Raw genomic sequence first — 25,931 nt, 5'->3', positions numbered from 1 at the left:
AAACCATCAATTTTAGGCGCTTGGCGGTGAGGGCTGCACGAGTACGGCCGCCGAGGTCCGGTGGGTGGTCGTGTCGACCAGCACCAGTGAACCGAGCGCGCGCGATTGCACGAAGGGCAGCACCGCGAGCGGCTGCTGCAGCGAGAGCACCACGTCGCCGATGGAATTGGGCTCCAGCCGGTCCGCGGGCTCGGAGTCAAGCGTCGTAATGTTGACGCGGTCGACGATGCGCGCGACCTTGGCCTTGACCCAGCGGTGGCCCTGCAGTGCCCAGTACACGCGTCCTGCAACCAGCGGCTCGTCGTCCAGCCAGGCGATGGTGGCCGTGATCTCGCGCACCGGCTCGAAGGCGCCGGGCGCCAGCAGCCAGTCGCCGCGCGAGACGTCCAGCTCGCGGTCGAGCACGATGCCGGCGCTGTGGCCCGCATGCACGGTCTTCGACTGGCGCGTGTGGCTCAGCACCTGCGCCACCGTGGCTGTCTGGTTGCCCGGCAGGACGGCGACGCGCTGCCCCGGTTCGACATGGCCGCTTGCCACGCGCCCCCAGAACACCCGGCGGCCCTTCGAGGTATCGGCCGAGCCGGAGAACTTCTCGACCCATTGCACCGGGAAGGCGAAGGGCACGGCCTCGTCCTGCTGAGTAACGGGCAGCTCCTCGAGCAGCTCGATGAGGCTGGGGCCTTCGTAGCCGCACCAGTCGCCGTGTCGCGAGGCGACGTTCCAGCCCTTCAGCGCCGAGATCGGCACCGTCGCTGCAACCCGCACGCCGGCGGCTTCGGCGAAGCTCGCGAGCGCAGAAGAGATGCGCTCGAACGCAAGCCCGGCATCCGCGATGGCATCCAGCTTGTTGACCGCGAACACAATCGACTGCACGCGCAGCAGATGGCACAGCAGCGTATGGCGGCGCGTCTGCGCGAGCAGCTCGCGGCGCACCACTTCGCCATCCTCGACCTCGGCGGCCCAGGCGAGCTTGGTCGCATCGATCAGCACCACGGCGGCGTCGGCGCCCGATGCCGCGGTGACCATGTTGCGCGTGTATTGCTCATGGCCCGGCGCGTCGCCGATGATGAACTTGCGCCGCGCCGTGGAGAAGTAGCGGTACGCGACGTCGATGGTGATGCCTTGCTCGCGCTCGGCCGAGAGGCCGTCGGTCAGCAGTGCCAGGTCGGTCTCGCCGCCGCGCTGCACGCCGGCCAGCTGATCCTGCAGCACGGTCTTGCTGTCGACCAGCAGGCGGCCGATGAGCGTGCTCTTGCCGTCGTCGACGCTGCCGCAGGTGATGAAGCGCAGGGCAGTGCCGGTGTCGCCGTGGAGGGTCTCGGGCGCAGGGAACGTGGTGGTCGTCGCAGTCATCAGAAGTAGCCGTCTTTCTTGCGCTTCTCCATCGAAGCCTCGGAAGTCTTGTCGTCCATGCGCGTCGCGCCGCGCTCGCTGACCTCAGCGGCCAGCGTCTCGACCACCACGTCAGCCGCATCGGCGGCCAGGCTGTCGACGGGGCAGGTGCAGGTGATGTCGCCCACGGTGCGGAAGCGCACGTTGCGAACCTCGACTGTTTCACCGTCGCGCGGTGGGGTGAGCTCGGTCACCGGCACCAGCAGGCCGCGGCGCTCGACCACCTGGCGCTGATGCGTGTAGTAGATCGAGGGCAGGGCGATCTTCTCGCGCTCGATGTACTGCCAGACATCGAGCTCCGTCCAGTTCGAGATCGGGAATACGCGGAAATGCTCGCCCGGTGCGAGGCGGGTGTTGAACAGGGTCCAGAGCTCGGGGCGCTGGTCCTTGGGCTGCCATTGGCCGAAGCTGTCGCGGTGCGAGAAGATGCGCTCCTTGGCACGGGCCTTCTCCTCGTCCCGGCGGGCGCCGCCGATCAGCGCGTCGAAGCGGAATTCCTCGATCGCCTCGAGCAGCGTCACCGACTGGTGCACGTTGCGTGACTCGCCCGGATGGGCCAGGCGCACGGTGCCGCGCGCCATCGAGTCCTCGACGCTGCGCACGATCAGCTCGGCGCCCAGTTCCCGCGCGCGGTGGTCGCGGAAGGCCGTCACCTCGGGGAAGTTGTGGCCGGTGTCGATCATCAGCAGCGGGTAGGGCAGGCGGCCGCGGGCACCCGTGGTTCCCGCCGAGTTCATGAAGGCCTTCTCGGCGCACTTCAGCAGCACCAGCGAGTCCTTGCCGCCCGAGAACAGCAGTGTCGGCCGCTCGAAAGAGGCAGCGACCTCGCGCAGGATGAAGATGGCTTCTTCCTCCAGCGCGTCGAGCTGCGCGTTGGACAGGCGGGTTGGCGTGTGCGCGGTCTGCAGCAACAGGTCGTGTTCGGTTCTGGCGTTCATCAGATAGCGTGCTCGGTGCGGGAAATCGGTCAGACCTTGGCGCTCAATGTGCGAGATGCAATCCGCACTCGCGGTTTTCTTCGCCCTTGGTCGGGTCCACGTAGTCGAAGTTGTTGGGCAGGCCATGCGCCTCGCAGTAGGCATGCAGATCCTTGGACGACCAGTGCAGCAGCGGAGCAACCTTGATCAGGCCATCCGGATTGACGCTGACGGCGTCCATTTGCGCGCGCACGGCTGTGTCGGTGGCCCGAAGCGCCGTGAACCAGACCTTCGGTGCCGTCTCGCGCAGCGCACGGGCAAAGGGCTCCAGTTTTACTTCCTCGGTGAAAGCGGCATGGCGCGGATCGTCGAGCGCTGGCGTCGGGCCTTCGACTGCTTCGCGATGCGCACGCGAGCGTCGCGGCAGATAGATGCGCAGGTCCAGACCCAGCAGCTTCGTCACCTCGTCGGCATACCGGTAGGTGGCCTCGGTGTTGTAGCCGTTATCCATCCAGACCACGGGAACATCCGCCTTCGCGCGCGTCACCATGTGCAGGATCACCGCCTCGAACGGACGAAAGTTCGTGGTAACGATCGCAGGCTGGCCCAAGCTGATCGCCCAGTCCACCAGGCCCTCCGCGTTGTGGCCGAGTTCGGCGTTGATGCGTGGAAGGTCGATGTTCATGTCGTGGGTTGTGATGCGGCCTCTGACCCCGCCGCGACGAAGTGCGGCGTGGGCTGCACCGCATCGCCCTGGTAGAAGTCGCCGAAGCGATCGAACTGGCGTTGTGCGTCACCGGCGTCCACGCCCTCCTTGAGCACGGCGCTCGAAAACCCGCTGCGCTGCATCTGCACCAGCTGGTCGATCAGCACGTCGCCGGTGGCGCGGATGTCGCCCTTGAAGCCGAGGCGCCGCCGCAGCAGGTAGGCCTGGCTGAAAGCGCGGCCGTCGGTGAATTTCGGAAAGTTCAGGTCGATGCGCTCGACATCGCTCAGGCAGATTTCGATCGCGAGCGGATCGGCATCGTTGGGCAGCTGCAGCACGCTCGGGTCGCCGTCGTCCACATGGTCTTCCGCGGCGATCAGTTGGAGCGTTCTATTCATGCGGCCTCCTCGACCTTGAAACGCGCGCCATTGGCAGCGGCCTTGAACGGGTCCATGCCGACGCGGCGCAGCGCGTCGATGAAGCTCTCGCCGGCATTGCGATGGTCGCGGTAGGTGTTGAGCACAGCCTCGATGACATCGGGCACCTCCGCCGCCGAGAACGATGGGCCGACCACCTTTCCGGGCAGCGCCGGGCCATTGCGCGCGGCACCGTCGGAGCCGCCGAGCGTGACCTGGTACCACTCCTTGCCGTCCTTGTCGACGCCGAGGATGCCAATGTGGCCGCTGTGATGATGGCCGCAGGAGTTGATGCAGCCGCTGATGTGCAGGTCGATCTCACCCAGGTCATCGAGCTCGTCGAGGTCCTGGTAGCGCTCGGTGATGGCGGCGGCAATCGGGATCGAGCGCGCGTTGGCCAGCGAACAGAAGTCGCCACCCGGGCACGAGATCATGTCGGTCAGCAGGTGGATGTTGGGGCTCGCGAAGCCGGCTTCGCGAGCGGCGAGCCAAAGCGCGTGCAGGTCTTCGGCGTGGACCCAGGGCAGCAGCAGGTTCTGCTCGTGCGTGACGCGGGCCTCACCTGCGCTGAAGCGATCGGCAAGCTGCGCGGCCGCCTCGAGCTGGCTGGCCGAAGCGTCGCCGGGCGCCTGGCCCAAACGCTTGAAGGACAGTGTGACGGCACGCAATGCCGGGTTCTTGTGCGGGGCCACGTTGCGCTGCAGCCAGCGTGCGAACTGCACGTCCTCGTCGGCTTGCGCGCGCAGCTCGGCATCGGTTTCCTCGGCGCTGCGGAACACGCGCGTGGCCATTTGCGGCATCACGAAATTCGCGGTCACACGGTCGAGCTCGGCTTGCGTGATGGTGTGCGGCGCGCCGTCGTGCTCGATGACCTGCCTGTATTCGGCCTCGACGTCGTCGATGTAGCGCTGGCCCTCGGCCTTGACCAGGATCTTGATGCGGGCCTTCCAGGCGTTGTCGCGCCGGCCGTAGCGGTTGTAGACCCGGATCACGGCTTCCAGGTAGTTCATCAGCTGGTGCCATGGGAGGAACTCGCGGACCACGGTGCCGATGATGGGCGTGCGCCCCATGCCGCCTCCGACCTTGACTCGGAACCCGAGTTCGCCCTCGTCGTTCTTGTAGAGCTGCAGGCCGACGTCATACCAGCCGGTGGCAACGCGGTCTTCCACGGCGCCGGTGATGGCGATCTTGAACTTGCGCGGCAGGAAGGCGAACTCCGGATGCAGCGTGCTCCACTGGCGCATGATCTCGGCGAAAGGACGTGGGTCTGCTATTTCGTCGACGGCAATGCCGGCCAGCTCGTCGCTGGTGATGTTGCGGATGCAGTTGCCGCTGGTCTGGATGCCGTGCATGTCGACGGACGCCAGCAGGTCCATCACGTCGGCCGACCTGGACAGCGGGATCCAGTTGTACTGCACGTTGGTGCGCGTGGTGAAGTGCGCGTAGTGCGTCGGCAACCGGACGCTGCCCAGCTTGCCTTGCACCTCGTTCGCGTGCTTGTACACCTCGGCCTCGGGCGCGTCGTATTCGCGAGCGATCTTCGCCAGCACGCGTAGGCGGGCGCTGGAGAGTTCGCCATAGGGAACGGCCACGCGCAGCATCGGCGCATAGCGCTGCACATACCAGCCGTTCTGCAGGCGCAGCGGCCGGAACTGTTCTTCGGCGAGCTTGCCGGCTTGCCAGCGCTCGAGCTGGTCACGGTATTGCGCCGCGCGCTGGTGCACGAACTGGCGATCGAAATCTGTGTATTGGTACATCGTGTTTTCTTTGCTGCTGGAAGGCGTGCGTCCACGGCCCGTCAACGCGAGCCCGGACTTTAAAAGTGCTTCTTATAGAACCAAACTATTTTTTGGTTCGCGTCTTATGCGGATAAGCTTATTCGCCAGTCTGCATGCGGCTTGCAGGCCGATGGGAATGCTTATTCCGGATAAGGCGGACCGCCGCTTGGCCCAACGCGGCATCCGGTCTTCGGTGCCGAGCGGGCAGCCTAGGAAGAGGTCCCGCGCAGCGCCTGCTGAATATCCTCGAGGCCGCGCCCACGCGTCTCGATCCCGCTGCGCACCAGCATCAGCGCGGCCACGGCCATCGGAAGTGCGATCAGCAGGGCCGAGGCGGCGAAATGGCCGAACACGCCCACCACGCCGAAGCCCGCGCCGAGGATGCCGCCGAACTTGGACCCGGCTGCCACGACGCCCGAGCCGGTGCCGCGCAGGTGGACGGGATAGATCTCCGCGGCGTAGGGAATGAGCATTGCGATCACCCCGCTCGAGCTCACCAGCAGCAGGGCAGTGGTCAGCACCATCGCGAGGTTCGATTGCACCCGCGCCACCCCGAGGCCGAAGAACAGCAGCAGCGTCGCCGCGGTCAGCGCAATGAACAGTACCAGCGCCTTGATGCTGCTCCAGCGGTGGTAGAGCCAGATCACGATCGCAATGCCCGGCAGCGCCAGTAGCGCCGATCGGGCCAGCAGCGTGCTGGCAGCGGCGGCGTCCATCCCCATGCTGCCGAGGTTGGTAGGCAGCCACAGCAGGAACCCGAAGTTGACAAGGCCCCACGCCACGCCACAGACCATCAGGCCCCAGGTAATGCGCGCGTGGCTGCCGCGCAGCAGTTGCCGGATGCCCCCGGCCGGCGCCTCCTCCTCAGCCACCACGGCAGCGGCGCCGATCGGCCCATGGTCCGTCGCCTTCTTGCCGGCGAAGCGCGCGAGCACGGCCCGCGCCTGGTCGTCGAGCCCCACGCTGGCGAGGAAGCGCGGCGACTCGGGGATGTAGCGGCCAAGGAAGACGATCAGGAGGCCGGTTGGGAGGCCCAGCAGCCACAGGGCACGCCAGCTGAACTCCGGCACCAGCAGCGCCGCCGATCCGGCCGCCAGCAGGTAGCCGGCCGAGGTGCCGACGCCACCCAGCGCCACCAGCAGCCACCCGCGGTGCGCGGCCGGCACGGTTTCCGCCATCAGCGTGAAGGTGATGGGCAGCAGGCCGCCGGCCGAGGCGCCCATCAGGAAACACATCGCGAGGTTCCAGCCGAAGGCCGGCATGGCGCCGCAGATCGCGGTGCCGATGAACATCAGCGCCGACAACAGGATCGCCGCGCGACGGCCGAACACGTCGGCCAGGCGGCCCCACAGCACGGAGCCCACGGTCGTCCCGGTGAGCGCCACCAGCGCGAGGATGCCGGCGGTCTGCTTGCTGATCTCGTATTCCTTCGTCATGCCGGGCATCACGAAGCCGAGGGTGGCGGGCTTGAGCACGTCGACCGCCAGGGCGATCACCAGCACGGTCACCAGCTTCCAGTGCGCGCCGTTCAGCGGCACGCCATCGGCCACGTGGAACTGCAGGTGGCGGTCGGCATGCAGGCTCTTCTTCATCTGGGCGATGCGCGGCATCAGGCCGTACATGGCCAGCAGTACGCCCAGCGGGATCATGGCCATGCCCGCGAGCATGGTGGAGTCCATCTCCATGCCAACCATCTGGTAGCCGGTGTGGCGGCCCATCATGAACATTGGCACATGGGCCAGCACGCCGCCGATGATGGCGATGCAGCCGAGCCAGAAGGCGATGGGATGGTGGAAGGCGAAGTTCTGCGATTTCATGCGGGTCTCTTGCGGCCGCACATGGTAGCCAAGCGCTCAGCGGCAGAAGCCCCAGCCGCCCACTTCGAGATGGAAATGGTCCGCGTGCAACTCGTTGTAGTCGGGGCCCAGCACGCCCTCGAAGAAGCGGCAGGCGCCGGCGTGGGCGTCGCGCAGGAACAGCGCTTCCGCATCGTCGCCACCCCAGTCGCGAAGCACGGTGATGCGTGTCCGGTCCTCGCGCACGTAACCCGCGACATCGATGGCGTCCGCAGTGGCATGGCGGCTGCGCCGGCCGTCGCGCGTGCTGCCTTCGCCGGTATTGATGTTGCGGCAGGCGTAGCTGCCGAGGTGCTCCACGGTCGCAATAGGACCGCCCAGCCGCTGCGACGCGGCCGGCTGGAGAGCGTGCCGCTCCCACATCGCAAAGGACAGTGCGGCGCGACAGCTCAACAGCGCTGGTGAGGACAGCGCGACGCTGCGTCCGCCGCGCAGGCGCAGGGCGTTCGTCAGGCCACAGCCTTGGCCGGTGCTGCGGTCGGCTACCGGTTCGTACTGCAATCCGGACTGCTCGAGGGCGGCGAAGCAGCGCGCGGGATCCGCTCTTGCACGGCGCAGCTTGAGGCCGGTGAGCAGGTTCGGCTCCGAGGCCACGTCCAGTGCCGCCCGGGGGTCGAAGCGATCGGGGATCTCGAGCGCGCCGAAGTGAAGCGCCGCCAGCAGCGCCGCCAGTGCCGTCAGAAAGGCGAGGAGCAGGCCATTTCGTGAAAACGCGCGCACACCCCGACTACAACACGAAGTGCGCCACTGTCACATAGTGGCTCGCCGTTCCGGCGAGCACGAAGAGGTGCCAGGTGCCGTGCGCGTGGCGCCAGCCCAGTGGGTTGCGATAGAAGAGGGTCCCGGCCGAGTACCAGAGGGCCCCTGCCAGCAGCCAGGCCAGGCCGGCGCCGTCCAGCCGCTCCACCAGCGGCACGGCCGCCAGCACGCCCAGCCACCCCATGCCCAGGTACAGCGCCAGCGAAGGCGCCGGCGGCTTGCCCCGCCGCAGTTCGCGCGCGATGCCGAAGAGCGCGGCGCTCCAGGCCGCAGCCAGCAGCGCCCAGCCCGAGGCGCCTTGCAGGGTGACGAGTGCGAAGGGGGTATAGCTGCCGGCGATCAGCAGGTAGATCGCGCAATGGTCCGCCCGCTGCCAGAACAGCTTCATGCGGCCGCGCGTGCTGTGGAAGAGAGTGGAGGCCCCATACAGCGCCACCATCGAGAGCCCGAACACGAGCGCGCTGGCGGTCCTGGCCGGGTCGTCACCGGGCACTGTCCTCGTGACCAGCATGGCCGAGGCCGCCGTGGCCAGCATCAGCCCGAGCAGATGGCTGTAGCCGTTGAAGCGTTCGCCTTGGTACATGGTGTCACCTCGAAGGAATGGATGGAGTGGGCCTCGGTTTTGCTGCGCCGTCGTGACATCAGACAACGCGGGTCGCGGCGGCACATCTGCCATTGGCCTTAGACCTCCTGCATGTTGGGGACTGCCAAAGGCAGTGCGGCCGAGCCCAAGGCAGGCCTGGCGCGGCGCGCACCGCCTCAGCTCGGCAGCAGCGCTGACAGCGCGCGGCTGGCCAGCAGTGCGCCGAGCAGCAGCATCACCGACCCCATCACGGCATCCAGCCAGCGCCATGCGGCAGGACGGGCGAACATCGGCGCCAACAGGCGCGCGCCGGTGCCCAGCGCCGCGAACCAACCGGCGCTGGCAAGGGCGCTGCCTGCCACGAACGCGGCCTTGCCGGCGCCTGCCTGCTGCGCGCCGACTGCGCCGACCAACAGAACCGTGTCGACGTACACATGCGGATTCAGCAGGGTGAAGGCGGCGGTCTGCGCCATCACGCGCGAGAGCGGGCTGGCGGCCCCGTGGGCACCCGCCGCGCGCAGTGCGCCCGGGTTCAGCGCACGCCGCCAGGCCAAGCCTGCATAGGCGAAGAGGAAGAAGGCCCCGCCGGCAGTCAAGACGGGGGCGAGCGCCGGCAGGCGGTGGAGCACCCGGCCCATGCCGACCACACCGAGCGCCACCAGGAGCGCGTCGGCCAACGCGCAGAACAGGACCACTGGCAGGACATGCTCGCGCCGCAGGCCCTGGCGCAGCACGAAGGCGTTCTGGGCGCCAATGGCGACGATCAGTCCCAGGCTGAGAGCGAAGCCGGTGGAGAACGAAGGGAGGAAGCTGCTGACCATGCGCCGATGATTGGCGCCGCGGCAAAATCAGTCCAGTTAACTTATCTGCATCTGCGTTAGGAATACTTCATTGCTTGACTATCTTTCCCTCTCGGCTGTCGCGCAGGTGGTGCGCGAGGGCAGCTTCGAACGCGCGGCACGCGCGCTGCACGTCACGCCGTCGGCGGTGTCGCAACGCGTGAAGCAGCTTGAAGATCGGCTGGGCCTGGCCCTGGTCGTGCGGGGCTCGCCGTGCGTGGCGACCGAGGCGGGCGCCTGGTTGTGCCGGCACGTGGAGCAGGTCAGCATGCTCGAGCGAGAGCTGCACAGCGCCATGCCGGCGCTCGGCGCCCTCGACGAGCCCGGCCAGCGCATGACCTTGCGCGTGGCCGTCAATGCCGACAGCCTTGCCACCTGGTTCATTCCCGCCTTGGCGGCCTTCACCGCCCGCGAGCCGGCGCTGGTGGATCTCAGTGTGGACGACGAGACGCACACGGCCGAGTGGCTGCGCTCCGGCACCGTGCTCGCCGCCGTGACCTCCAACCCCAAGCCCGGCCAGGGCTGCCGCAGCGTGCCACTCGGGCGCATGCGTTATCGCGCGACAGCGAGCCCTGCGTTCAAGAAGAAGTACTTTGGCCGCGGTGTGAAGGCCGAGTCGCTGGCGCAGGCACCCAGCCTGGCGTTCAGCCGCAAGGACAAGCTGCAGGCCCGATGGCTGCAGCACGTCTGCGGTCAACCGGTCGAGGTCCCGCGGCATTGGCTCCCGTCCACCGAGGCTTTCGTGGCAGCCAGCATGGCGGGCATGGGTTGGGGGATGAATCCGGCGCCGCTGGTGGCGCCGCACCTGCGCGACGGGAGCCTGGTCGAACTGGTGCGCGGCGCGGATTTGGAGGTACCGCTGTATTGGCACCATGTGCGGTTGAAGATCCCGATGTTGGAGCGGCTCACCCAGGACGTGCTCGCGGCGGCGGGCGAGGGGCTGGATCCGTAGGGCCCCGCGCCCCCGATCAGCGCCACCAGTGCCGCACCGTGATGGCAATCACGCGCGCTGCCTGCCGGCGCAGGTCGCCCGGAGGCGAGCGCTGCACCAACACACGGCCGGGGACCGTGGGGCTGGGAATCAGGAACAGGTGTCGACCCCGCGCCGGGGCGGAGGCGGGTGGTTGGAGAGTTTGCATGCCGATGCCTCTTGGATTTCTCTTGGGAAGGCAGGGCATCTTATCTGTATAAAAACACAGTGTCATGACAGCCTCCTGCCACGGCCTCGCTGTCGCAAAAAAACCGAGCCTCCCTCAGCCGGCGCTGCGCCGCACCTGCACCGTGGCCTCCAGGCCCTCGTAGGCTTCGGCTTTGCCGAACCAGCTCCCACTGATGGGCGCGGCAAGGGCAGGGTCACGCGCAACGCCGACGCGGATCAATTGCCCGCTCCCCATCAACAGGTTGTTGGTCGGATCGAAGGCGACCCAGCCGGCACCCGGGAGGTAGGCGTGCAGCCAGGCGTGGGTGGCGCCGGCACCGGTGATCATTTCGCCCGGAGCGGCTTCGCCCTCGTCGAGCGCGGCGTCGTAAAGATAGCCGGAGACGAAGCGTGTCGCGACGCCGAGCCGGCGCGCCGCCTCCATCATCAGCAGCGCATAGTCGCGGCAACTGCCGCTGCCCAGCGCCAGCGTCTCCAGCGGTGTCTGTGTGCCTTCTTCGTCGCGCGCCGAGTACTGCAGGCTCTGGCCGATGTGCGCGTTCATGCGGGTCAGGACCTCGAGCGTCCCGTTGGGCTTGTCGATGTGCAGGAACTGGTGGGCCCAGCGGATCAGCGTGCCTTCGGGGTCGTCGTGGTGCGGCCGCAGGTAGTGCTCCAGGTCCAGCCGATCCTGCACAGAGTAGGCGAAGGGCAGGTATTCGGCCATCGGCTCCAGCGTGAGCACGTCGGGCGGGGCCGCAACATGCTCGATGGCGAACGAGCACACGATGCGCAGCTCCGTTGCCTCGCCCATCGGCTGCACCAGCGCGATGGAGTTGGAATTCGGGTCCTGGATCATGCGCACATGCGCCTCGGGGCTGACCTGCAGGTCTGTGGCGAGCACGCGCAGGTCGTGGCTGTCGCGCGGCCTGAACATCACGCGGTGCAGGCCGAAGCGCACCGGCTCCTTGTAGCGGTAGAGGGTGGTGTGGCTGATGTCGTAGCGGATGGCCATGGCGAAGGGAAAATGACTTGCCTGCGGAAGACACGCCGCCGTGCGCAAACGCTCAGGCCGATGGCGCATTGTGGCGCCGACCCGCAGGCCCGCGCTGCGCATCGAGCGCCCGGGCCTGCGATGCCGGCAGCGCCAGAGGCTCGCCATGCCAGCGCGCCGCCAGGAGCTCGGCGCAGAGCGCGGCGAAGCTGAGTCCGCGCGACCCCATCGCGGTGCACAGCCAGACGCCAGCCGGCGCATCCGGGCTGAGCGGGCCGACGAGGGGGCGTCGGTCGCCGGAGGCGCAGCGCACGCCGGCCCAGGCCTGCAGCTCGCCGCGTCCGAAGAGCGGCGCGAGCTGCCGTGCGGCCTCGGGGTGCAGGCGCGCGAGCCGCTGGCGATTGGATTCGGTGTCTTGGCCGCGAAGCCCGAGTTCGTCTTCGTCGCGATCGAAAGTGGCGCCGGTGAGCCAGAGCGCCCCAGCGGGATCGGGCACGTGCGCAATCAGATGGCCGTCGCCGTTGATCGGCATCGGGGGCAGGCGCAGGCCCTCGGCCATGCGTCCCCAGGCGACCTGGCCACGCACCGGCTGCAGCGGCATCGCCGGCGCGAGTGCTGCACTCTGGTGGCCGGCTGCGATCACGACCCGATCCGCTTCGGCCAGCAACATGCCTTCTGGGTCGCGCAAAACCCAGGGTCCCACGGCCCGTGACGAAGCCTCGATCCGGGCGACGCGGCTGCCCGTCCGGACGTAGATGCCGGGCTCACGCAGCCAGGCCTCGACCAGCCGCGCCGGCCGCACCCAGCCGGCACGTGCGTGCCAGATGGCGGTGGCATCAGCGGGCAGGCCGGCCTCGCGCAATTGCTCGGGCGAGGCATGCCAGGACTCGTTGGGCCCGTCGGCGCTCCAGCCTTCCGGCAGGCGGGCCAGCCCGGCGCCGCGCCGCTCGAGCACGCCGCTTGCGCGCCAGTCGGTACCTTCGGCCAGCAGCATCGCGGCCTGTTCCCAGGTGGCGCGCACGCCCGCGCGGATCAGCCTCGAGAGCAGGGCGTCGTCAGGCGAGACATGCGGCGCGAGCACGCCGGCCGGCAGGCCCGAGGCGCCGGCTGCGGGATGCAGCCCGGCTTCCAGCACTTGCACCTGCCAGCCGCGCCGGGCCAGGCTCGCAGCAACGGCAGCGCCGGCGAGCCCGGCACCGATCACGGCGCAGCGGCCCGGCGCCGGGACCACCTCCGGGCCCTGGGCTTGCCGCCGCAAAGGCCACGACGGATCGAACACGCCTTGCAGGCAGTCGCGCTTGGGCGGCAGGCCGGGCGCCTTGTGCAGCCGAAAGCCGCAGGGCGCCAGTGCATCGCGCACCGGCCGCGACACGCTCCAGGTTGCCAGCCGCGTCCCGCGGCGCGCAAAGCGGGCCACAGCCTTGAGCGTCTCGGCCGACCACATTTGCGGATTGCGTTCCGGGCTGAAGCCATCCAGGAAGATGCTGTCGGCGTCGAAGCGATGCTGCGCCCGCAGCATGGCCTGCACATCGCCGACGCAGAGGGTGAGCAGCAGGCGCCCACCTTCGAAGACCAGGCGGTGAAAGCCCGGCAGCAGGCCGCACCACTGCGCCGCCAGCGCCTCGGCCAGCGGGGCGAGCTCGGGATGGCTTGCCGCGGCTCGCAGGAGATCCTCGCGCCCGACCGGGTGGGCCTCAATCGAGACGAAGTGCAGCAACCCGGGTCGTCGAGGGTCTTCGCGCCAAGCCTGCCAGCTTGTCAGGAATGAAATGCCGAGTCCGAACCCGGTTTCGAGAATTCGCCATTGCGACTGGCCGGCCCAGGCCGCGGGCAGCCCGCAGCCGCCCAGGAACACATGCCGGGCCTGCGCCAAGGCACCGCTTTCGGAATGATAGATGTCGCCGAAGCGCGCGCTGTGCGGCACGCCCTCGGCGCCCCAGGTGACCGGCTCGGCCATCGCGCGAGCCGAACGATCAGTCTGCGGGGGGCACGTAGCCTTGGGCAGTGTCGGCGCCTTCGCCGAAGAAATGCTTTTCCATCTGGCGTGCCAGGTACTGGCGGGCGCGGGCATCGGCCAGGTTCAGCCGGTTCTCGTTGACCAGCATGGTCTGCTGCTTGAGCCAGGCAGCCCAGGCTTCCTTGCTGACGCTTTCCCAGATGCGCTTGCCGAGTTCACCAGGGTAGGGCGGGAAATCGAGCCCCTCGGCCTCTTTGCCGAGCTTGATGCACTGGACCATGCGTGCCATTTCGATGCCTCTTGAAGGGAAGGGGTTGCTTAGTTGATTTGGCTATTTAGAACTGAGAACTCGATCGTTCCCGTTTCCTTATGCCGTATTCAGAATTCAAAGCCTCACTGTTATGCCTTCCTGAAGCACAAGACCATGAGCTATCGCCGCGACTTTATCAAGCTTTCCCTCGCTGCCGCCGCTGCGGCCGGCATCGCCCTCACGGCGTTGCCGTCGTTCGCGCAGAGCGTGACGCTGCTCAACGTCTCCTATGACCCGACCCGCGAGCTCTACGTGGACTACAACAAGGCCTTTGCCGCCTATTGGAAGGGCAAGACCGGCCAGGACGTCACGATCAAGCAGTCGCACGGCGGTTCGGGCAAGCAGGCGCGGTCGATCATCGATGGCATCGATGCGGACGTCGCCACGCTGGCGCTGGCAGGCGACACCAATGCGCTGGTGACGCACGGCGGCCTGGTCAAGGCCGACTGGCAGAAGCGGCTGCCGCACAACTCGGCACCCTACACCTCCACCATCGTCTTCCTGGTGAAGAAGGGCAACCCCAAGGGCCTGAAGGATTGGGACGACCTCGCCAAGCCCGGGGTGCAGGTGATCACCCCCAATCCCAAGACCTCGGGCGGCGCGCGCTGGAACTACCTGGCGGCTTGGGAGTTCGGCAAGCGCAAGTACGGCGGCGATGCCCAGGCCAAGGAGTTCGTGGGCAAGGTCTTCAAGAATGTGCCGGTGCTCGACACGGGCGCGCGCGGCTCCACCATCACCTTCGTCCAGCGCGGCGTGGGCGACGTGCTGCTCGCATGGGAGAACGAGGCCTTCCTGGCGCTGAAGGAGTTCGGCCCCGAGAAGTTCGAGATCGTGGTGCCCTCGATCAGCATCCTGGCCGAGCCCACCGTGACAGTGGTTGACAAGGTGGTCGACAAGAAGGGCACCCGCGCCGTGGCGGAGGAGTACCTGAGGTACCTCTACTCCGACGAAGGCCAGGACATTGCGGGCCGCAACTACTACCGCCCGACCTCCGAGAAGGCGAAAGCCAAGTACGACAAGCAGTTCCCGAAGCTCACCCTCTTCAACATCGACCAGGCCTTCGGCGGGTGGGCCAAGGCGGACAAGGAGCACTTCGCCGACGGCGGCTCCTTCGACCAGATCTACGCACCCACGAAGTGAGCGGGATCGCACCATGCATCCTTAAGCCCCCACCGGCCACGGCCGGCTCCCATTTGCCGTAACAATGGGCGCCCAAGGAGAGAGCCATGGCCGGATTCGAAGTGAGTGAGATCGTGCTTGCGCTGCGCGAGGCGCGTGAAGAATGGCGGGACGCCCAGAAGCGCTCGCGCGAGCCGGGCAGCCGCGAGTTTCCGTCGCGCGATGCGCTGGCCGCGATCGTGGAGTCGCTGAAAGGCGCGCTGTTCCCGATGCGCCTCGGCCCGCCCGAACTGCGCCACGAGGGCGAGGACTTCTATGTCGGCCACACGCTCGATTCGGCGCTGCAATCGCTGCTGGTGCAGGCCCGGCTGGAGCTGCGCTACAACGCGCGCCACCAGCCGCGCGAAGCATCCGCCATCGATGACCAGGCGCAGCAGGCGGTGCACGACTTCGCCGCCGCGCTGCCGGCGATCCGTCGGCTGCTCGATGGCGACGTGCTCGCCGCCTACCAGGGCGATCCGGCGGCGCGCAGCGTCGACGAGGTGCTGCTGTGCTACCCCGGCGTTCTCGCGATGATCCACCACCGGCTCGCGCATCAACTCTACGGCCTCGGCCTGCCGCTGCTCGCGCGCATCGTCGCCGAGCTCGCGCATGCGCAGACCGGCATCGACATCCATCCCGGTGCGCACATCGATGCCGGCTTCTTCATCGACCACGGCACCGGCGTCGTGATCGGCGAGACCACCGTGATCGGCAAGCGCGTGCGGCTCTACCAGGCGGTGACACTCGGCGCGAAGCGCTTTCCCACCGACCCGGACGGGAACCTGCAGAAGGGGTTGCCGCGGCATCCGATCGTGGAGGACGACGTGGTGATCTACGCCGGCGCCACCATCCTCGGGCGCGTCACGCTGGGGAAGGGCGCGGTCATCGGCGGCAACACCTGGATCACCGATGACGTGCCGGCCGGCGCCAACATCACCCAGGCGAACCTGCAGAAGGCAGGTTGCGACTAGATTGCGATTGAGCTTGTCCAGAAAAGGTCAAAAGGGCTTCGCATAATTTGCCTGACCTTCACATCCACTCCAAAGGAGCTTTCATGAGCCAGACCCGAATCGCCGTCGTCATCGGCAGCCTGCGCAAGGACTCGTTCAACCGCAAGCTCGCGTTTGCCATCGCGCACCTTGCACCCTCGGACTTCACCCTCGAGCATTTGCGCATCGACGACCTGCCGCTCTACAACCAGGACGATGACGGGAATCAGGCGCCTTCGGTCAAGCGGCTCAAGTCGGAGATCGCGGCCGCGCAGGGCCTGCTTTTCGTGACGCCGGAGTACAACCGGTCCATGCCCGGTGTGCTCAAGAACGCGATCGACCACGCCTCGCGCCCTTATGGGCAGAGCGCGTGGGCCGGCAAGCCGGCTGGCGTGATCGGGATCTCGGTTGGCGCGATCGGCACGGCGCTCGCGCAGCAACATCTGCGTAATGTGCTCGCCTATCTCGACGTGCCCACCATGGGGCAGCCCGAAGCGTTCATCCAGAACAAGGAAGGCTTGTTCGACGACAAGGGCCACATTGCCGAAGGCAGCAAGAACTTCCTCCAGAGCTGGGTGGACACCTATGTGGCCTGGGTCAAGCGTCACGGCAGTTGAGTGGCTCGCCTGAGCCGGCCCCCCAGACTCCTACTTGACGTGAATTGCGGGCCATTGGTGGCCCGCCCCCAAGGACAGGCCAGTGCCTGAACCGCGGCATTCAGGCTGCGAGCGCAGCGCGGTCCTGGTTCGCGGCTTCGCCCGTCGCGGCCGGGATGTCGGCACGCGCGGCGCTCAGCGCAGCGGCCTTGAGCGCATCGCCCATCGCCAGGCCCTCGGCGCGCACCACGCGCACGTCGGTGATGCCGAAGAAGCCGAAGATGGCCTTCAGGTAGCTTTCCTGGTGTTCCAACGCCTGGCCGCCTTCGCTCGTCGAGTAGATGCCGCCACGGGTCGACGCCACGATCACTGTCTTGCCGCCCGCCAGGCCGACCGGGCCCTTGTCCGTGTAGGTGAAGGTGCGGCCGGCTTGCGCCAGGCGGTCGATCCAGGCCTTGAGCTGGGTCGGCACGCTGAAGTTGTAGAGCGGTACCCCGATCACGATCACGTCAGACGCCAGGAACTGGCTCACCAGCCGCTCGGATACAGCGTTCTCGCGGCGCTGGGCTTCGGTCGGATTGGCTTGCGCGCCGACCTTGATCCCGAGCGCATCCGAATTGAAGTGGTTGGGGGTGTCCACGGCGAGGTCGAGGTACTCGACGCTTGTCTCGGGCTGGTTCTTGCGCCATTCGGCCACGATCTCCGCGGTGAGCTGGCGCGAGACGGAATTGGTGCCCAGGACGCTGGAATCAACATGCAGCAGTTTCATGATCAATCGCTTTCTTTCGACAAGGCGCCGGCACAGGGATTGGTCGGCATGTATGTGATTCTATTTTTGAGCCGATTCCGTGATAAGTCGGTAAATTTCGCACACATCGTCCTATTGGTGGAACAATCCGCGCATGCAAGATCTCAACGACATGGTTTTCTTCGCCGAGGTGGCTGAGCGTGGCGGCTTTGCCGCCGCTGGGCGAGCCCTTGGCATCCCGAAATCCCGGCTTTCGCGCCGGGTGGCCGAACTGGAAGCACGCCTGGGCGTGCAGCTGCTGCAGCGCACTACCCGGCAGCTCTCGCTGACCCCTGCGGGCGAGCTGTACCTGCGGCACAGCATTGCGATGCGCGATGCCGCCGAGGCCGCGGCCGAAGCCATCGCACAGGTGCAGACCGAGCCGCGCGGGCTGGTGCGCATCAGCTGCCCGATCACCCTCGCGCAGAGCAACTTCGGCGTGCTGGTGTCGCAGTTCATGCTGCGCTATCCGGCGGTGCAGATCGAGATGCGCATCCTGAACCGGGCGGTCGACCTGATCGAGGAGGGCATCGACCTGGCCCTGCGCGTACGGCCGGTCATCGAGGACAGCACCACACTGGTCGCCAAGCAGTTCGCCATCGCTCGGCCCATGCTGGTGGCCAGCCCGGAGCAGTTGCGGCGCCAGGGCCCGGTTGGCAAGTTGGACGATCTCGCGCGCCTGGACACCGTGGCCCAGTCGGCTTCCGACGGACGCGTCAACTGGTCGCTGGAGGGCCCAGGCGGCGCGATGCGCACCGTGCAGTTCAAGCCGCGCTACCTGGCGGACGATTTGCTGACGCTCAAGTTCGCGGTGGTGGAGGGCGTTGGCGCCAGCATCCTGCCGGGCTACATGTGCAAGGAGGACCTCGACGCAGGCCGGCTCGTGGAAGTGCTGCCGGAGTGGAGGCCTCCGGCGGGAATCCTGCATGCGGTGTTTCCATCGCGGCGGGCGCTGGTGCCGGCAATCCGGAAGCTGATCGACTTCCTGGACGAGCACGCCGGAACAGAGGGCTTCGAACTCATGGTCTGACGGCTGCTTATTCGCCATATGCCATATCGAAACAAGTAGATATTCGTTTGGCTTCGAAGCGATCCTCCGCAGAATCGGCCCTCTTTCCAGCAGCGAAGAAGAATGCAACCGACCATGTCAACCCCGCGCCTTGGCAACACGGCCCCCGATTTCCGCGCTGAACGGACGAGCGCGTGAGCGCCGCGACCATCATCATCGTGCCCGGCTGGCGTGACTCCGGCCCGGGCCACTGGCAGAGCCTGTGGGCCGAGCGCATGCAGAGCGCCGTGCGAGTGGTGCAGGACGACTGGGTCACCCCGAGGCGCGGGGCATGGGTGGCCGCGCTCGAGAAGCTGGTGCTGGAAAGTCCCGAGCCCGTGGTGATCGTCGCCCACAGCGTGGGCTGCATTGCGACGGTGCATCTGCCCGAAGCCGCCGCGGCCCGCGTGCGTGGTGCGTTGCTGGTGGCGCCTGCCGACCCCGAACGTCGTGCCGCGCTCGCGGACTTCGCACCCGCGCCCTATGCCAGGTTGCCGTATCGCAGCATCCTGGTGGCCAGCAGCAACGACCCGTATTGCCCGGTGCGCCTGGCTGGTGCCTATGCCCGCGCCTGGGGCAGCGAATTCGTTCGCATGCAAAATGCCGGCCATATCAACATCGATTCGGGACATGGCGACTGGCCCTTGGGGCTGGCGCTGCTCCAGTCGCTGACCGACGAATCCAGCACGCCGATGAGCGACCGTCCCCCCTTCGAACCACTGGCAACCCTATGACTTTCAAGAAAACGAAGACGATCATTGCCGCCCTGGCGCTGGCGGCCGCCGCTGGTGCCGCATCGGCCCAGACCCTGCTGAACGTGTCCTACGACGTTGCTCGCGAGTTCTACAAGGACTACAACGCGGCCTTCGTGGCGCACTACAAAAAGACAACGGGCAAGGACGTCAAGATCGACCAGTCGCATGCAGGCTCCAGCGCGCAGGCGCGCGCCGTCGCAGACGGCCTCGATGCCGACGTGGTGACCATGAACACCACCACCGACATCGACTTCCTCGCCAACGCCGGCGTGGTCGCGAAGGATTGGGCCAAGCGCTTCCCGCAGAACGCGGCGCCCACCACCTCGACCATGCTGTTCCTCACCCGCAAGGGCAACCCGAAGGGGATCAAGGACTGGGACGATCTCATCAAGCCCGGCATCCAGGTGGTCATCGTCAATCCCAAGACCGGCGGCAACGGACGCTATGCCTATCTTGCCGCTTGGGGCTATGTGAAGAAGAAGGGCGGCACCGATGCGCAGGCCGCCGAGTTCGTGGGCAAGCTGTTCAAGAACGTGCCCATCCTGGCGCGTGGCGGGCGCGACGCGACCACCGCCTTCCTGCAGCGCAACATCGGCGACGTGCTGATCACTTTCGAATCGGAAGTGGTTTCCATCGAGCGCGAGTTCGGCGCCGGGAAGGCCGATGCGGTCTATCCCTCGATCAGCATCGTGGCTGAGAACCCGGTGGCGGTGGTCGAGCGCACGGTTGCCAAGAAGGGCACTGCCGAACTGGCGAAGGCCTATCTCGACTACCTGTATTCCGACGAAGCCCAGGAGATCGCCGCCAAGCACGCGCTGCGCCCGCGCTCGGAGGCGGTGCTCAAGAAGCACGTTGCCACGTTCAAGCCGCTGCAGCTCTTCACCGTGCAGGAACTGTTCGGCAGCCTCGGAGAGGCGCAGAAGGTGCACTTCAACGATGGTGGGCAGTTCGACAAGCTGTATACGCCTGGCGGAAAGTAAATGAGCGGGGCTCTCTCTTCGGCGCTGCCGTCCTCGGCAGCGCCTTTGCCACGTCCGGGCAACACGGGAGTGTCGCGGCGCGTGCTGCCCGGCTTTCATCTCACGCTGGGCTTTTCGATCTTTTATCTCTGCCTGATCGTGCTGATCCCGCTGTCGGCGCTGGCATTCAAGACCTCGTTGCTCAGCTGGGAACAGTTCTGGATCGCAGTGACCGCGCCGCGCGTCATGGCCTCGTACCGGCTGACCTTCGGCGCCTCGCTCATTGCCGCGCTGGTCAACCTGGTCTTCGGACTGCTGGTGGCCTGGGTGCTGGTGCGCTACACGTTCCCGGGCAAGCGCATCGTCGATGCGCTGGTCGACCTCCCGTTCGCGCTGCCCACCGCGGTGGCCGGCATCTCGCTGACCGCGCTGCTCGCCGGCAACGGCTGGATCGGCCAGTATCTCGAACCGCTGGGCATCAAGCTCGCCTTCACGCCCGCCGGCGTGGTGATCGCCCTGATCTTCATCGGCCTGCCGTTCGTGGTGCGCACCGTGCAGCCGGTGCTCGAGGACACCGAGAAGGAGCTGGAGGAGGCCGCCACCAGCCTGGGGGCGACGCGGCTGCAGACCTTCACCAAGGTGATCCTCCCGTCGATCACGCCGGCACTGCTGACCGGCTTTGCCATGGCTTTTGCCCGCGCCATCGGGGAGTACGGCTCGGTGATCTTCATCGCCGGCAACATGCCGATGATCTCGGAGATCACGCCGCTGATCATCATCGGCAAGCTGGAGCAGTATGACTTCGCGGGCGCCACGGCGGTCGCGCTGGTGATGCTGGTGATCTCCTTCATGCTGCTGCTGGTCATCAACGCGCTGCAGGCCTGGCAGCGGCGCCGTGGAGCGTCCGCATGAGCAGCAGCCGAACCGTTCGCCGCGCCCAGGCCGGCACCACCGAAGCGCCCTGGGTTCGCTTCACGCTGATCGGCCTGGCGCTCGCCTTCATGTTCCTGTTCCTCGTGCTGCCGCTGGCCGCGGTCGCCACCGAGGCCTTGCGCAAGGGACTCGACGCGTACCTCGACGCCCTGAAGGAGCCCGATGCCTGGAGCGCCATCCGCCTCACGCTGATCACCGCCGCCATCGCGGTGCCGATGAACCTGGTCTTCGGCGTGGCCGCCGCCTGGGCCATCGCCAAGTTCGAGTTCCGCGGCAAGGCGCTGCTGACCACGCTGGTCGATCTTCCCTTCGCAGTGTCGCCGGTGGTCGCGGGCCTGATCTACGTGCTGGTCTTCGGCGCGCAGGGCTGGTTCGGCCCTTGGCTCGCGGCGCACGACATCAAGATCGTCTTTGCCGTGCCCGGCATCGTGCTGGCCACCGTCTTCGTGACCTTCCCCTTCATCGCGCGCGAGCTGATCCCGCTGATGCAGGCCCAGGGCACCGAGGAGGAGCAGGCCGCCATCGTGCTCGGCGCGACCGGCTGGCAAACCTTCCGGCGCGTGACGCTGCCCAACATCAAGTGGGGGCTGCTGTACGGCGTGATCCTGTGCAACGCGCGCGCCATGGGCGAGTTCGGCGCGGTGTCGGTGGTTTCGGGCCACATCCGCGGCCAGACGAACACCATGCCGCTGCACGTCGAAGTGCTCTACAACGAATACCAGTCGGTGGCCGCCTTCTCGGTCGCCTCGCTGCTGGCCATCCTGGCGCTCGTCACGCTGGTCATCAAGTCGGTCATCGAATGGCGCCACGAGCGCGAGATGAAGGCCCTGGCCGAACTGCCGCCCGAGCAGCCGCTGTCCGCCGCCAGCACCTGAGGATTACAGAACATGAGCATCGAAATCCGCAACGTCAGCAAACAGTTCGGCGACTTCCACGCGCTGCGCGACGTCAGCCTCGACGTCGACTCCGGCGAGCTGGTCGCGTTGCTGGGTCCCTCGGGCTGCGGCAAGACCACCTTGCTGCGCATCATCGCGGGCCTGGAGACGGCCGACGCCGGCAGCATCCTGTTCGCCGGCGAGGACACCACCGACGTGCACGTGCGCGAGCGCCAGGTCGGCTTCGTCTTCCAGCACTACGCGCTGTTCCGCCACATGACGGTGTTCGAGAACGTGGCCTTCGGCCTGCGCGTCAAGCCGCGCGGCCAGCGGCCGGGCGAGGCGCAGATCAAGGCCAAGGTGCACGAGTTGCTCGAGCTGGTGCAACTCGACTGGCTGGCGGACCGTTACCCGGCCCAGCTCTCGGGCGGCCAGCGCCAGCGCATCGCGCTGGCGCGTGCGCTGGCGGTCGAGCCCAAGGTGCTCTTGCTGGACGAGCCCTTCGGCGCCCTCGACGCCAAGGTGCGCAAGGAGCTGCGCCGCTGGCTGCGCCGGCTGCACGACGAGCTGCACGTCACCAGCATCTTCGTCACTCACGACCAGGAGGAGGCGTTGGAAGTCGCCGACCGCGTGGTGCTGATGAACAGCGGCCGCATCGAGCAGGTCGGCTCGCCGCAGGACGTGTGGGACCATCCGGCCAGCCCCTTCGTCTACGGCTTCCTCGGCGACGTCAACCTCTTCCACGGCCGCGCGCACGAGGGCGAGGTGCATGTCGAAGGCATCCGCATCGATTCGCCCGAGCACCGCGATCTGCGCAACGGCAAGGCCCTTGCTTATGTGCGGCCGCACGACCTCGACGTCGAGCGCTACGTGCCCGGCGCCAGCGGCATCGTTGCGACCCTGAGCCGGGCCATCGTCGTCGGCCCTATCGCGCGCCTGGAACTCGAACCGGTGGAATCGAATCCAGACAATCCTGGCTCCGGAACCATCATCGAGGCGCAACTTCCTGCGCAACAGTTCCGGGACCTGGGACTGCGCGAAGGCGAGACGGTGGTTGCCACGCCGCGCCGGGCCCGCGTCTTCGTCGAGGGGCACTGATTTGTTCAACTGGTACTTCGGAGCGCCGCGCCGCGCGCTTGCACTGATTTGCGCCGCCTGCGTGGCCATGCTGGCATTCGGGCTCTACCTGCAGCACGTGGTGGGCCTGGAGCCGTGCCCGATGTGCATCGTGCAGCGCTATGCGCTCGTGCTGGTGGCGGTGTTCACCGGCCTGGGGGCTCTGGGCAAGAGCCGTGGCCTGCAGCTCACCGGCGCCACGCTGGCGCTGGTGATGGCCATCGGCGGCGCCTACACCGCTGCGCGCCAGAGCTGGCTGCAGTGGTATCCGCCTGAAGTCGTTTCCTGCGGGCGCGACCTCTACGGGATGATCGAGACCTTCCCGCTCAAGCGGGCGCTGCCGATGATCTTCCGCGGCGGCGGTGACTGCACGCAGATCGACTGGACCTTTTTGGGGCTGTCGATTGCGAACTGGTCATTCATCGCCTTCGTGGTCTTCGGCGTGCTGCTGCTCTGCCTGCTGTTCTCGCGCCGCGGCCCGCGCCCCGGTCTTCAGAGCGGCAGTGTGTCAAAGGCGGCGTGACTGGGCGCGAGTCAGACCTCGACGCCGCCACTCTTTTTCTGAACGTTCAGGCGGCCCGAGAAGGTCGTCTCGATCCCGTCGGGAATCGATAGTTTCAGCACTCCCTTGCGAGCTTCATCGCCATCGACGATGAAATCTGCCTTCCAGTGAATTCCAATGACATTGTTCTCGGGCAGCGATAGCCAGTCCTGGACATCGTTGGCAACGGCATAAGTTTGCCAATCGATCGAGATCTTGTAGTCAGTTTTACCGTTCTCGGAGATCACATGCGAAAGCTTCCATTTGCATGCCCCCATTCCTTTGGTCGAGATTTTTTCGTAGGTTCCGTCGCGCTTCTGAAGCATTAGCGGCCCGTCGAAGGTTGCTGCATTGGTGCTGGTGATCATTCTAAAAGGAACACTTTCCCCTCCCGGATCGGCCAAGCAATGAAACAGCGGACTCAATGTGGTCTGATTGAGAACTGAGGAGAGCACCAAGGTGGTGTTGGGGTCCCGACCCGCAAATGCTTCGACTGCGTAAGCAACGGATATGTTGCGCTGGTGCTGCTGATCGGTTCCAACTGGTAAATCGTCGGAATTGAATACAGTACCCGGTTCTGTCGGAATTTCGTAGTTAAATCGCCAGAAATCAGCAATTGCCTGTTTGTGAACCGTGATTGGGCCGATCTTTTCTTTGCCCTTCATCAAACTCTGCGTTTTTGCGCCCTCAAGCATGTCCGCAATGGACGAGCCGGCATTGCCGCTTGCCTGTGATGGCAGTTCGGGGTATTTGGAGAAGTTCAGTACTATGCGAAGTGTCTGACCTCCACTCAAATTCCATTTTCATCCACAATTGCGCCATCCGGCAAATTGGCGTGAATGAAATTGGATTTGAATTTATTCAGGTAACTTCTGAAGTCGGCGGGCGAGTTGATTGCCAGCCCGGTAAGTGCGCCGATAGATGTATAGAATCCTTCGGGCTGATTGAGAAGCTCGTGCAGTGCGGTCAATTGCTTGCCGAGCATGGTTAGGCCCGCGCGCTTTCCTTCCGGGCAGCTCTCAACGAATCCCTTGTCCGCGAGGAGATCCATGCTGAATTTCAAATTCTTGAAATTATTGGCCAGCTCTATCGTGATCTCTTCCATTCTTTTGTCGTGAGGCCGGCGTTCGAAAATCTCTTTCAGCAGGCTGTTTATGTTTCTGTCAAAATTGAGGCTGGAATCGATTATTTCTTCGTATTCGTGCGAGGGATTGAAGGGGCAATTTTTAACATTTCGCTCGATGAAGTCCGCGGTTTTGGATCGAAGGTCCTTGCGTTCGGATCCGCTCAGTTGATGAGCCGCATTTCGAATGTCATCCATTGCATCACGCAAACCTTTTGCCAGTGGCGTGGTATTCTCGTTTTCAGGTGAAAACGGCGTTTGCGCCTTGCCGTTGTCGAAGTCAAGCTCGATTGCCTCGAAATATCGTTCTGCAAAGGCTTGCTGATGGAGGTCAATTTGTTCGGACAAGTTGGATTTCAGATCTCCCACGACCAGCGGTGCCGCGTCCATCACGAAATTGGCCTCATCCCGTTCCTTCGGTATGAATCCACTTGTTATCGAGGCATGCAAAGCTGCGTTTTGTCCTCTACTATTTGTTCCTGTGATTTTCAAGATGGCCCGATGCGCCGCGATTCTCCGAGCCTGGAATTGTTTAGGAAATAGTGCTTGCTTGAATCCAGTCCCCTTGCCTTTGCTCACATAGAGGACGAGCGAACCGTCCTTGCCGGTTTTTGCGTGAAGACTGCGTTCGTCATTTGCGCTGTTCAGGAAATCCTGCAGCTGGTGGAAAGTTGTAGCGCTGGTGACGGGAAGAGAATGGGTTGGAGGCATGGCGTTTGATCTTTAAGTGAGGCGTGAGAGTGATTCATCAGCCGTGGTTGTTAAACAAGGAAGTCCGGGTTCAATGTCTCTTCTTCGACCTGCTCTTGCTGCGCGCCCCGGGCGACAATTTCTCGCCACTCCTGCGCCTGGCCAATAAACGACTCGAAGTTCGACTGCAAATCCACGACGGAAAGCTGTGTGACCAGAACGTGGCCGCAGAGTTGGAATTCACCGTCCGGCTCGGTGAGTGCCATCGCCCAGCCTTTGGATGCGTGCTCGAGGGACGTGAGCATCATCAAGAGCTCGCAGGTCGCGAGCCGGTGCTCTTGGGGCGGTTGACCCAGGTCCGTTTCCAGAATGAGCCTGCCTCGTTCTTCATCGAGCTCCGCGAGGACGATCGAACCGTCACCCAGTTCGATGGCCCAACGAGTCGAGTTGGCCTCCTGCACGATGCTTTCGATGCGTGGTGTGCGTTGGCCCACCTCCACGAGGAGTCGGGCTATCTGGTCTGAATCAATGGTCATCGGTATTTGATTGCGGTTGAGTGTGACGGCGGCGTCGCACTACGATGTGCACTTTCGCCACGATGCCCCCCCTGCGGGATCCGGACACATTGATGATCCGGCTGACCCGTTGGGTATGGAACCTGCCGGAAACAAAGGTTCCAGCGGGGGAGCAGGTCTGCAAGTTGACCTTTTTTA

The 25,931-nt window shown here is 65.9% G+C and carries 28 protein-coding genes; 11 read left to right on the top strand and 17 right to left on the bottom strand.

The window, feature by feature from the left end:
* Window positions 1-12: 12 nt before the first annotated feature.
* From G3W89_RS14945 to G3W89_RS14905, 9 genes are all read right to left on the bottom strand, one after another.
* Window positions 13-1,353: a sulfate adenylyltransferase subunit 1 gene (locus G3W89_RS14945; protein ID WP_162574923.1), complete on the bottom strand. Its 1,341-nt coding sequence runs from the start codon at window positions 1,351-1,353 to the stop codon at window positions 13-15.
* Window positions 1,353-2,330: a sulfate adenylyltransferase subunit CysD gene (cysD, locus tag G3W89_RS14940; protein WP_162574922.1), complete on the bottom strand. Its 978-nt coding sequence runs from the start codon at window positions 2,328-2,330 to the stop codon at window positions 1,353-1,355. Before cysD ends, G3W89_RS14945 begins: the two co-directional genes overlap by 1 nt.
* Before the next feature lie 43 nt (window positions 2,331-2,373).
* Entirely contained in the window at window positions 2,374-2,994 is a 621-nt protein-coding gene (locus G3W89_RS14935; RefSeq protein ID WP_162574920.1) for a phosphoadenosine phosphosulfate reductase domain-containing protein, read from the bottom strand.
* The gene (locus G3W89_RS14930; RefSeq protein WP_162574918.1) at window positions 2,991-3,413 is read right to left on the bottom strand and encodes a DUF934 domain-containing protein; all 423 of its coding nucleotides are present in this window, start codon (window positions 3,411-3,413) and stop codon (window positions 2,991-2,993) included. The genes G3W89_RS14935 and G3W89_RS14930 overlap by 4 nt, the downstream gene beginning before the upstream one ends.
* Window positions 3,410-5,188, bottom strand: a complete 1,779-nt coding sequence (locus G3W89_RS14925) for a nitrite/sulfite reductase (RefSeq protein WP_162574916.1) — start codon at window positions 5,186-5,188, stop codon at window positions 3,410-3,412. Before G3W89_RS14925 ends, G3W89_RS14930 begins: the two co-directional genes overlap by 4 nt.
* Window positions 5,189-5,418: 230 nt before the next feature.
* Window positions 5,419-7,026, bottom strand: a complete 1,608-nt coding sequence (locus tag G3W89_RS14920; RefSeq protein ID WP_162574914.1) for an MFS transporter — start codon at window positions 7,024-7,026, stop codon at window positions 5,419-5,421.
* Between the two features lie 36 nt (window positions 7,027-7,062).
* The gene (locus tag G3W89_RS14915; protein WP_162574912.1) at window positions 7,063-7,785 is read right to left on the bottom strand and encodes an extensin-like domain-containing protein; all 723 of its coding nucleotides are present in this window, start codon (window positions 7,783-7,785) and stop codon (window positions 7,063-7,065) included.
* A 7-nt stretch (window positions 7,786-7,792) separates the two neighbouring features.
* Entirely contained in the window at window positions 7,793-8,407 is a 615-nt protein-coding gene (trhA, locus tag G3W89_RS14910) for a PAQR family membrane homeostasis protein TrhA (protein ID WP_162574909.1), read from the bottom strand.
* 176 nt (window positions 8,408-8,583) lie between these two features.
* Window positions 8,584-9,228, bottom strand: coding sequence for a LysE/ArgO family amino acid transporter (locus tag G3W89_RS14905; protein ID WP_162574907.1), 645 nt, complete (start codon window positions 9,226-9,228; stop codon window positions 8,584-8,586).
* Window positions 9,229-9,298: 70 nt separating this feature from the next.
* Between G3W89_RS14905 and G3W89_RS14900 the strand changes: the two genes are divergently transcribed.
* Complete coding sequence (locus G3W89_RS14900; protein WP_162574905.1) at window positions 9,299-10,198, top strand: LysR family transcriptional regulator ArgP; 900 nt, start codon at window positions 9,299-9,301, stop codon at window positions 10,196-10,198.
* 16 nt (window positions 10,199-10,214) lie between these two features.
* Here the strand turns inward: G3W89_RS14900 and G3W89_RS14895 are convergent, their stop codons facing one another.
* The 4 genes from G3W89_RS14895 to G3W89_RS14880 form a co-directional block, all read right to left on the bottom strand.
* Window positions 10,215-10,385 carry a hypothetical protein gene (locus G3W89_RS14895; RefSeq protein ID WP_162574903.1) on the bottom strand — a complete coding sequence of 57 codons (171 nt, stop codon included), beginning with the start codon at window positions 10,383-10,385 and terminating at the stop codon, window positions 10,215-10,217.
* A 114-nt stretch (window positions 10,386-10,499) separates the two neighbouring features.
* Window positions 10,500-11,399, bottom strand: a complete 900-nt coding sequence (locus G3W89_RS14890) for a transglutaminase family protein (protein ID WP_162574901.1) — start codon at window positions 11,397-11,399, stop codon at window positions 10,500-10,502.
* A gap of 52 nt (window positions 11,400-11,451) precedes the next feature.
* The gene (gene mnmC, locus G3W89_RS14885) at window positions 11,452-13,335 is read right to left on the bottom strand and encodes an FAD-dependent 5-carboxymethylaminomethyl-2-thiouridine(34) oxidoreductase MnmC (protein ID WP_162574899.1); all 1,884 of its coding nucleotides are present in this window, start codon (window positions 13,333-13,335) and stop codon (window positions 11,452-11,454) included.
* Between the two features lie 16 nt (window positions 13,336-13,351).
* Window positions 13,352-13,624, bottom strand: a complete 273-nt coding sequence (locus tag G3W89_RS14880; protein ID WP_162574897.1) for an oxidative damage protection protein — start codon at window positions 13,622-13,624, stop codon at window positions 13,352-13,354.
* Between the two features lie 135 nt (window positions 13,625-13,759).
* On the opposite strand from G3W89_RS14880, the gene G3W89_RS14875 reads away from it, so the two are divergent.
* The 3 genes from G3W89_RS14875 to G3W89_RS14865 all read left to right on the top strand — a co-directional run bounded on the left by G3W89_RS14875 (window position 13,760) and on the right by G3W89_RS14865 (window position 16,412).
* Window positions 13,760-14,785 (top strand): sulfate ABC transporter substrate-binding protein, encoded by a 1,026-nt coding sequence (locus G3W89_RS14875; protein ID WP_162574895.1) that lies wholly within the window; start codon window positions 13,760-13,762, stop codon window positions 14,783-14,785.
* A gap of 86 nt (window positions 14,786-14,871) precedes the next feature.
* Window positions 14,872-15,777 (top strand): serine O-acetyltransferase EpsC, encoded by a 906-nt coding sequence (epsC, locus tag G3W89_RS14870; RefSeq protein ID WP_162574893.1) that lies wholly within the window; start codon window positions 14,872-14,874, stop codon window positions 15,775-15,777.
* 83 nt (window positions 15,778-15,860) lie between these two features.
* On the top strand, window positions 15,861-16,412 hold the full coding sequence (locus tag G3W89_RS14865) for an NADPH-dependent FMN reductase (protein WP_162574891.1): 552 nt from the start codon (window positions 15,861-15,863) through the stop codon (window positions 16,410-16,412).
* 100 nt (window positions 16,413-16,512) lie between these two features.
* Here G3W89_RS14865 and G3W89_RS14860 read toward each other — a convergent pair whose 3' ends face one another.
* Entirely contained in the window at window positions 16,513-17,160 is a 648-nt protein-coding gene (locus tag G3W89_RS14860; protein ID WP_162574889.1) for an FMN-dependent NADH-azoreductase, read from the bottom strand.
* Between the two features lie 133 nt (window positions 17,161-17,293).
* Between G3W89_RS14860 and G3W89_RS14855 the strand changes: the two genes are divergently transcribed.
* The 7 genes from G3W89_RS14855 (at window position 17,294) to G3W89_RS14825 (ending at window position 23,387) form a co-directional block, all read left to right on the top strand.
* On the top strand, window positions 17,294-18,208 hold the full coding sequence (locus G3W89_RS14855) for a LysR family transcriptional regulator (RefSeq protein ID WP_162574887.1): 915 nt from the start codon (window positions 17,294-17,296) through the stop codon (window positions 18,206-18,208).
* A 173-nt stretch (window positions 18,209-18,381) separates the two neighbouring features.
* Window positions 18,382-18,960 (top strand): RBBP9/YdeN family alpha/beta hydrolase, encoded by a 579-nt coding sequence (locus G3W89_RS14850; RefSeq protein ID WP_162574885.1) that lies wholly within the window; start codon window positions 18,382-18,384, stop codon window positions 18,958-18,960.
* The gene (locus G3W89_RS14845; RefSeq protein ID WP_162574883.1) at window positions 18,957-19,961 is read left to right on the top strand and encodes a sulfate ABC transporter substrate-binding protein; all 1,005 of its coding nucleotides are present in this window, start codon (window positions 18,957-18,959) and stop codon (window positions 19,959-19,961) included. The genes G3W89_RS14850 and G3W89_RS14845 overlap by 4 nt, the downstream gene beginning before the upstream one ends.
* Window positions 19,962-20,852: a sulfate ABC transporter permease subunit CysT gene (cysT, locus tag G3W89_RS14840; RefSeq protein ID WP_162574881.1), complete on the top strand. Its 891-nt coding sequence runs from the start codon at window positions 19,962-19,964 to the stop codon at window positions 20,850-20,852.
* On the top strand, window positions 20,849-21,748 hold the full coding sequence (gene cysW / locus G3W89_RS14835) for a sulfate ABC transporter permease subunit CysW (protein ID WP_162574879.1): 900 nt from the start codon (window positions 20,849-20,851) through the stop codon (window positions 21,746-21,748). The genes cysT and cysW overlap by 4 nt, the downstream gene beginning before the upstream one ends.
* Window positions 21,749-21,760: 12 nt before the next feature.
* On the top strand, window positions 21,761-22,846 hold the full coding sequence (locus G3W89_RS14830) for a sulfate/molybdate ABC transporter ATP-binding protein (protein WP_162574877.1): 1,086 nt from the start codon (window positions 21,761-21,763) through the stop codon (window positions 22,844-22,846).
* 1 nt (window position 22,847) lies between these two features.
* The gene (locus tag G3W89_RS14825) at window positions 22,848-23,387 is read left to right on the top strand and encodes a disulfide bond formation protein B (RefSeq protein WP_162574875.1); all 540 of its coding nucleotides are present in this window, start codon (window positions 22,848-22,850) and stop codon (window positions 23,385-23,387) included.
* An 11-nt stretch (window positions 23,388-23,398) separates the two neighbouring features.
* Here the strand turns inward: G3W89_RS14825 and G3W89_RS14820 are convergent, their stop codons facing one another.
* Genes G3W89_RS14820 through G3W89_RS14810 form a run of 3 tightly spaced genes read right to left on the bottom strand, consistent with a single transcriptional unit; the run spans window position 23,399 to window position 25,754 of the window.
* On the bottom strand, window positions 23,399-24,199 hold the full coding sequence (locus tag G3W89_RS14820) for a hypothetical protein (RefSeq protein WP_162574873.1): 801 nt from the start codon (window positions 24,197-24,199) through the stop codon (window positions 23,399-23,401).
* Window positions 24,196-25,239: a hypothetical protein gene (locus G3W89_RS14815; protein ID WP_162574871.1), complete on the bottom strand. Its 1,044-nt coding sequence runs from the start codon at window positions 25,237-25,239 to the stop codon at window positions 24,196-24,198. The genes G3W89_RS14820 and G3W89_RS14815 overlap by 4 nt, the downstream gene beginning before the upstream one ends.
* 50 nt (window positions 25,240-25,289) lie before the next feature.
* On the bottom strand, window positions 25,290-25,754 hold the full coding sequence (locus tag G3W89_RS14810) for a type III secretion system chaperone (RefSeq protein ID WP_162574869.1): 465 nt from the start codon (window positions 25,752-25,754) through the stop codon (window positions 25,290-25,292).
* Window positions 25,755-25,931 lie beyond the last annotated feature (177 nt).

Source organism: Variovorax sp. PBL-H6, assembly GCF_901827155.1.
Lineage (GTDB): Bacteria > Pseudomonadota > Gammaproteobacteria > Burkholderiales > Burkholderiaceae_C > Variovorax.
This window is presented reverse-complemented; position numbering and strand designations above follow the sequence as displayed.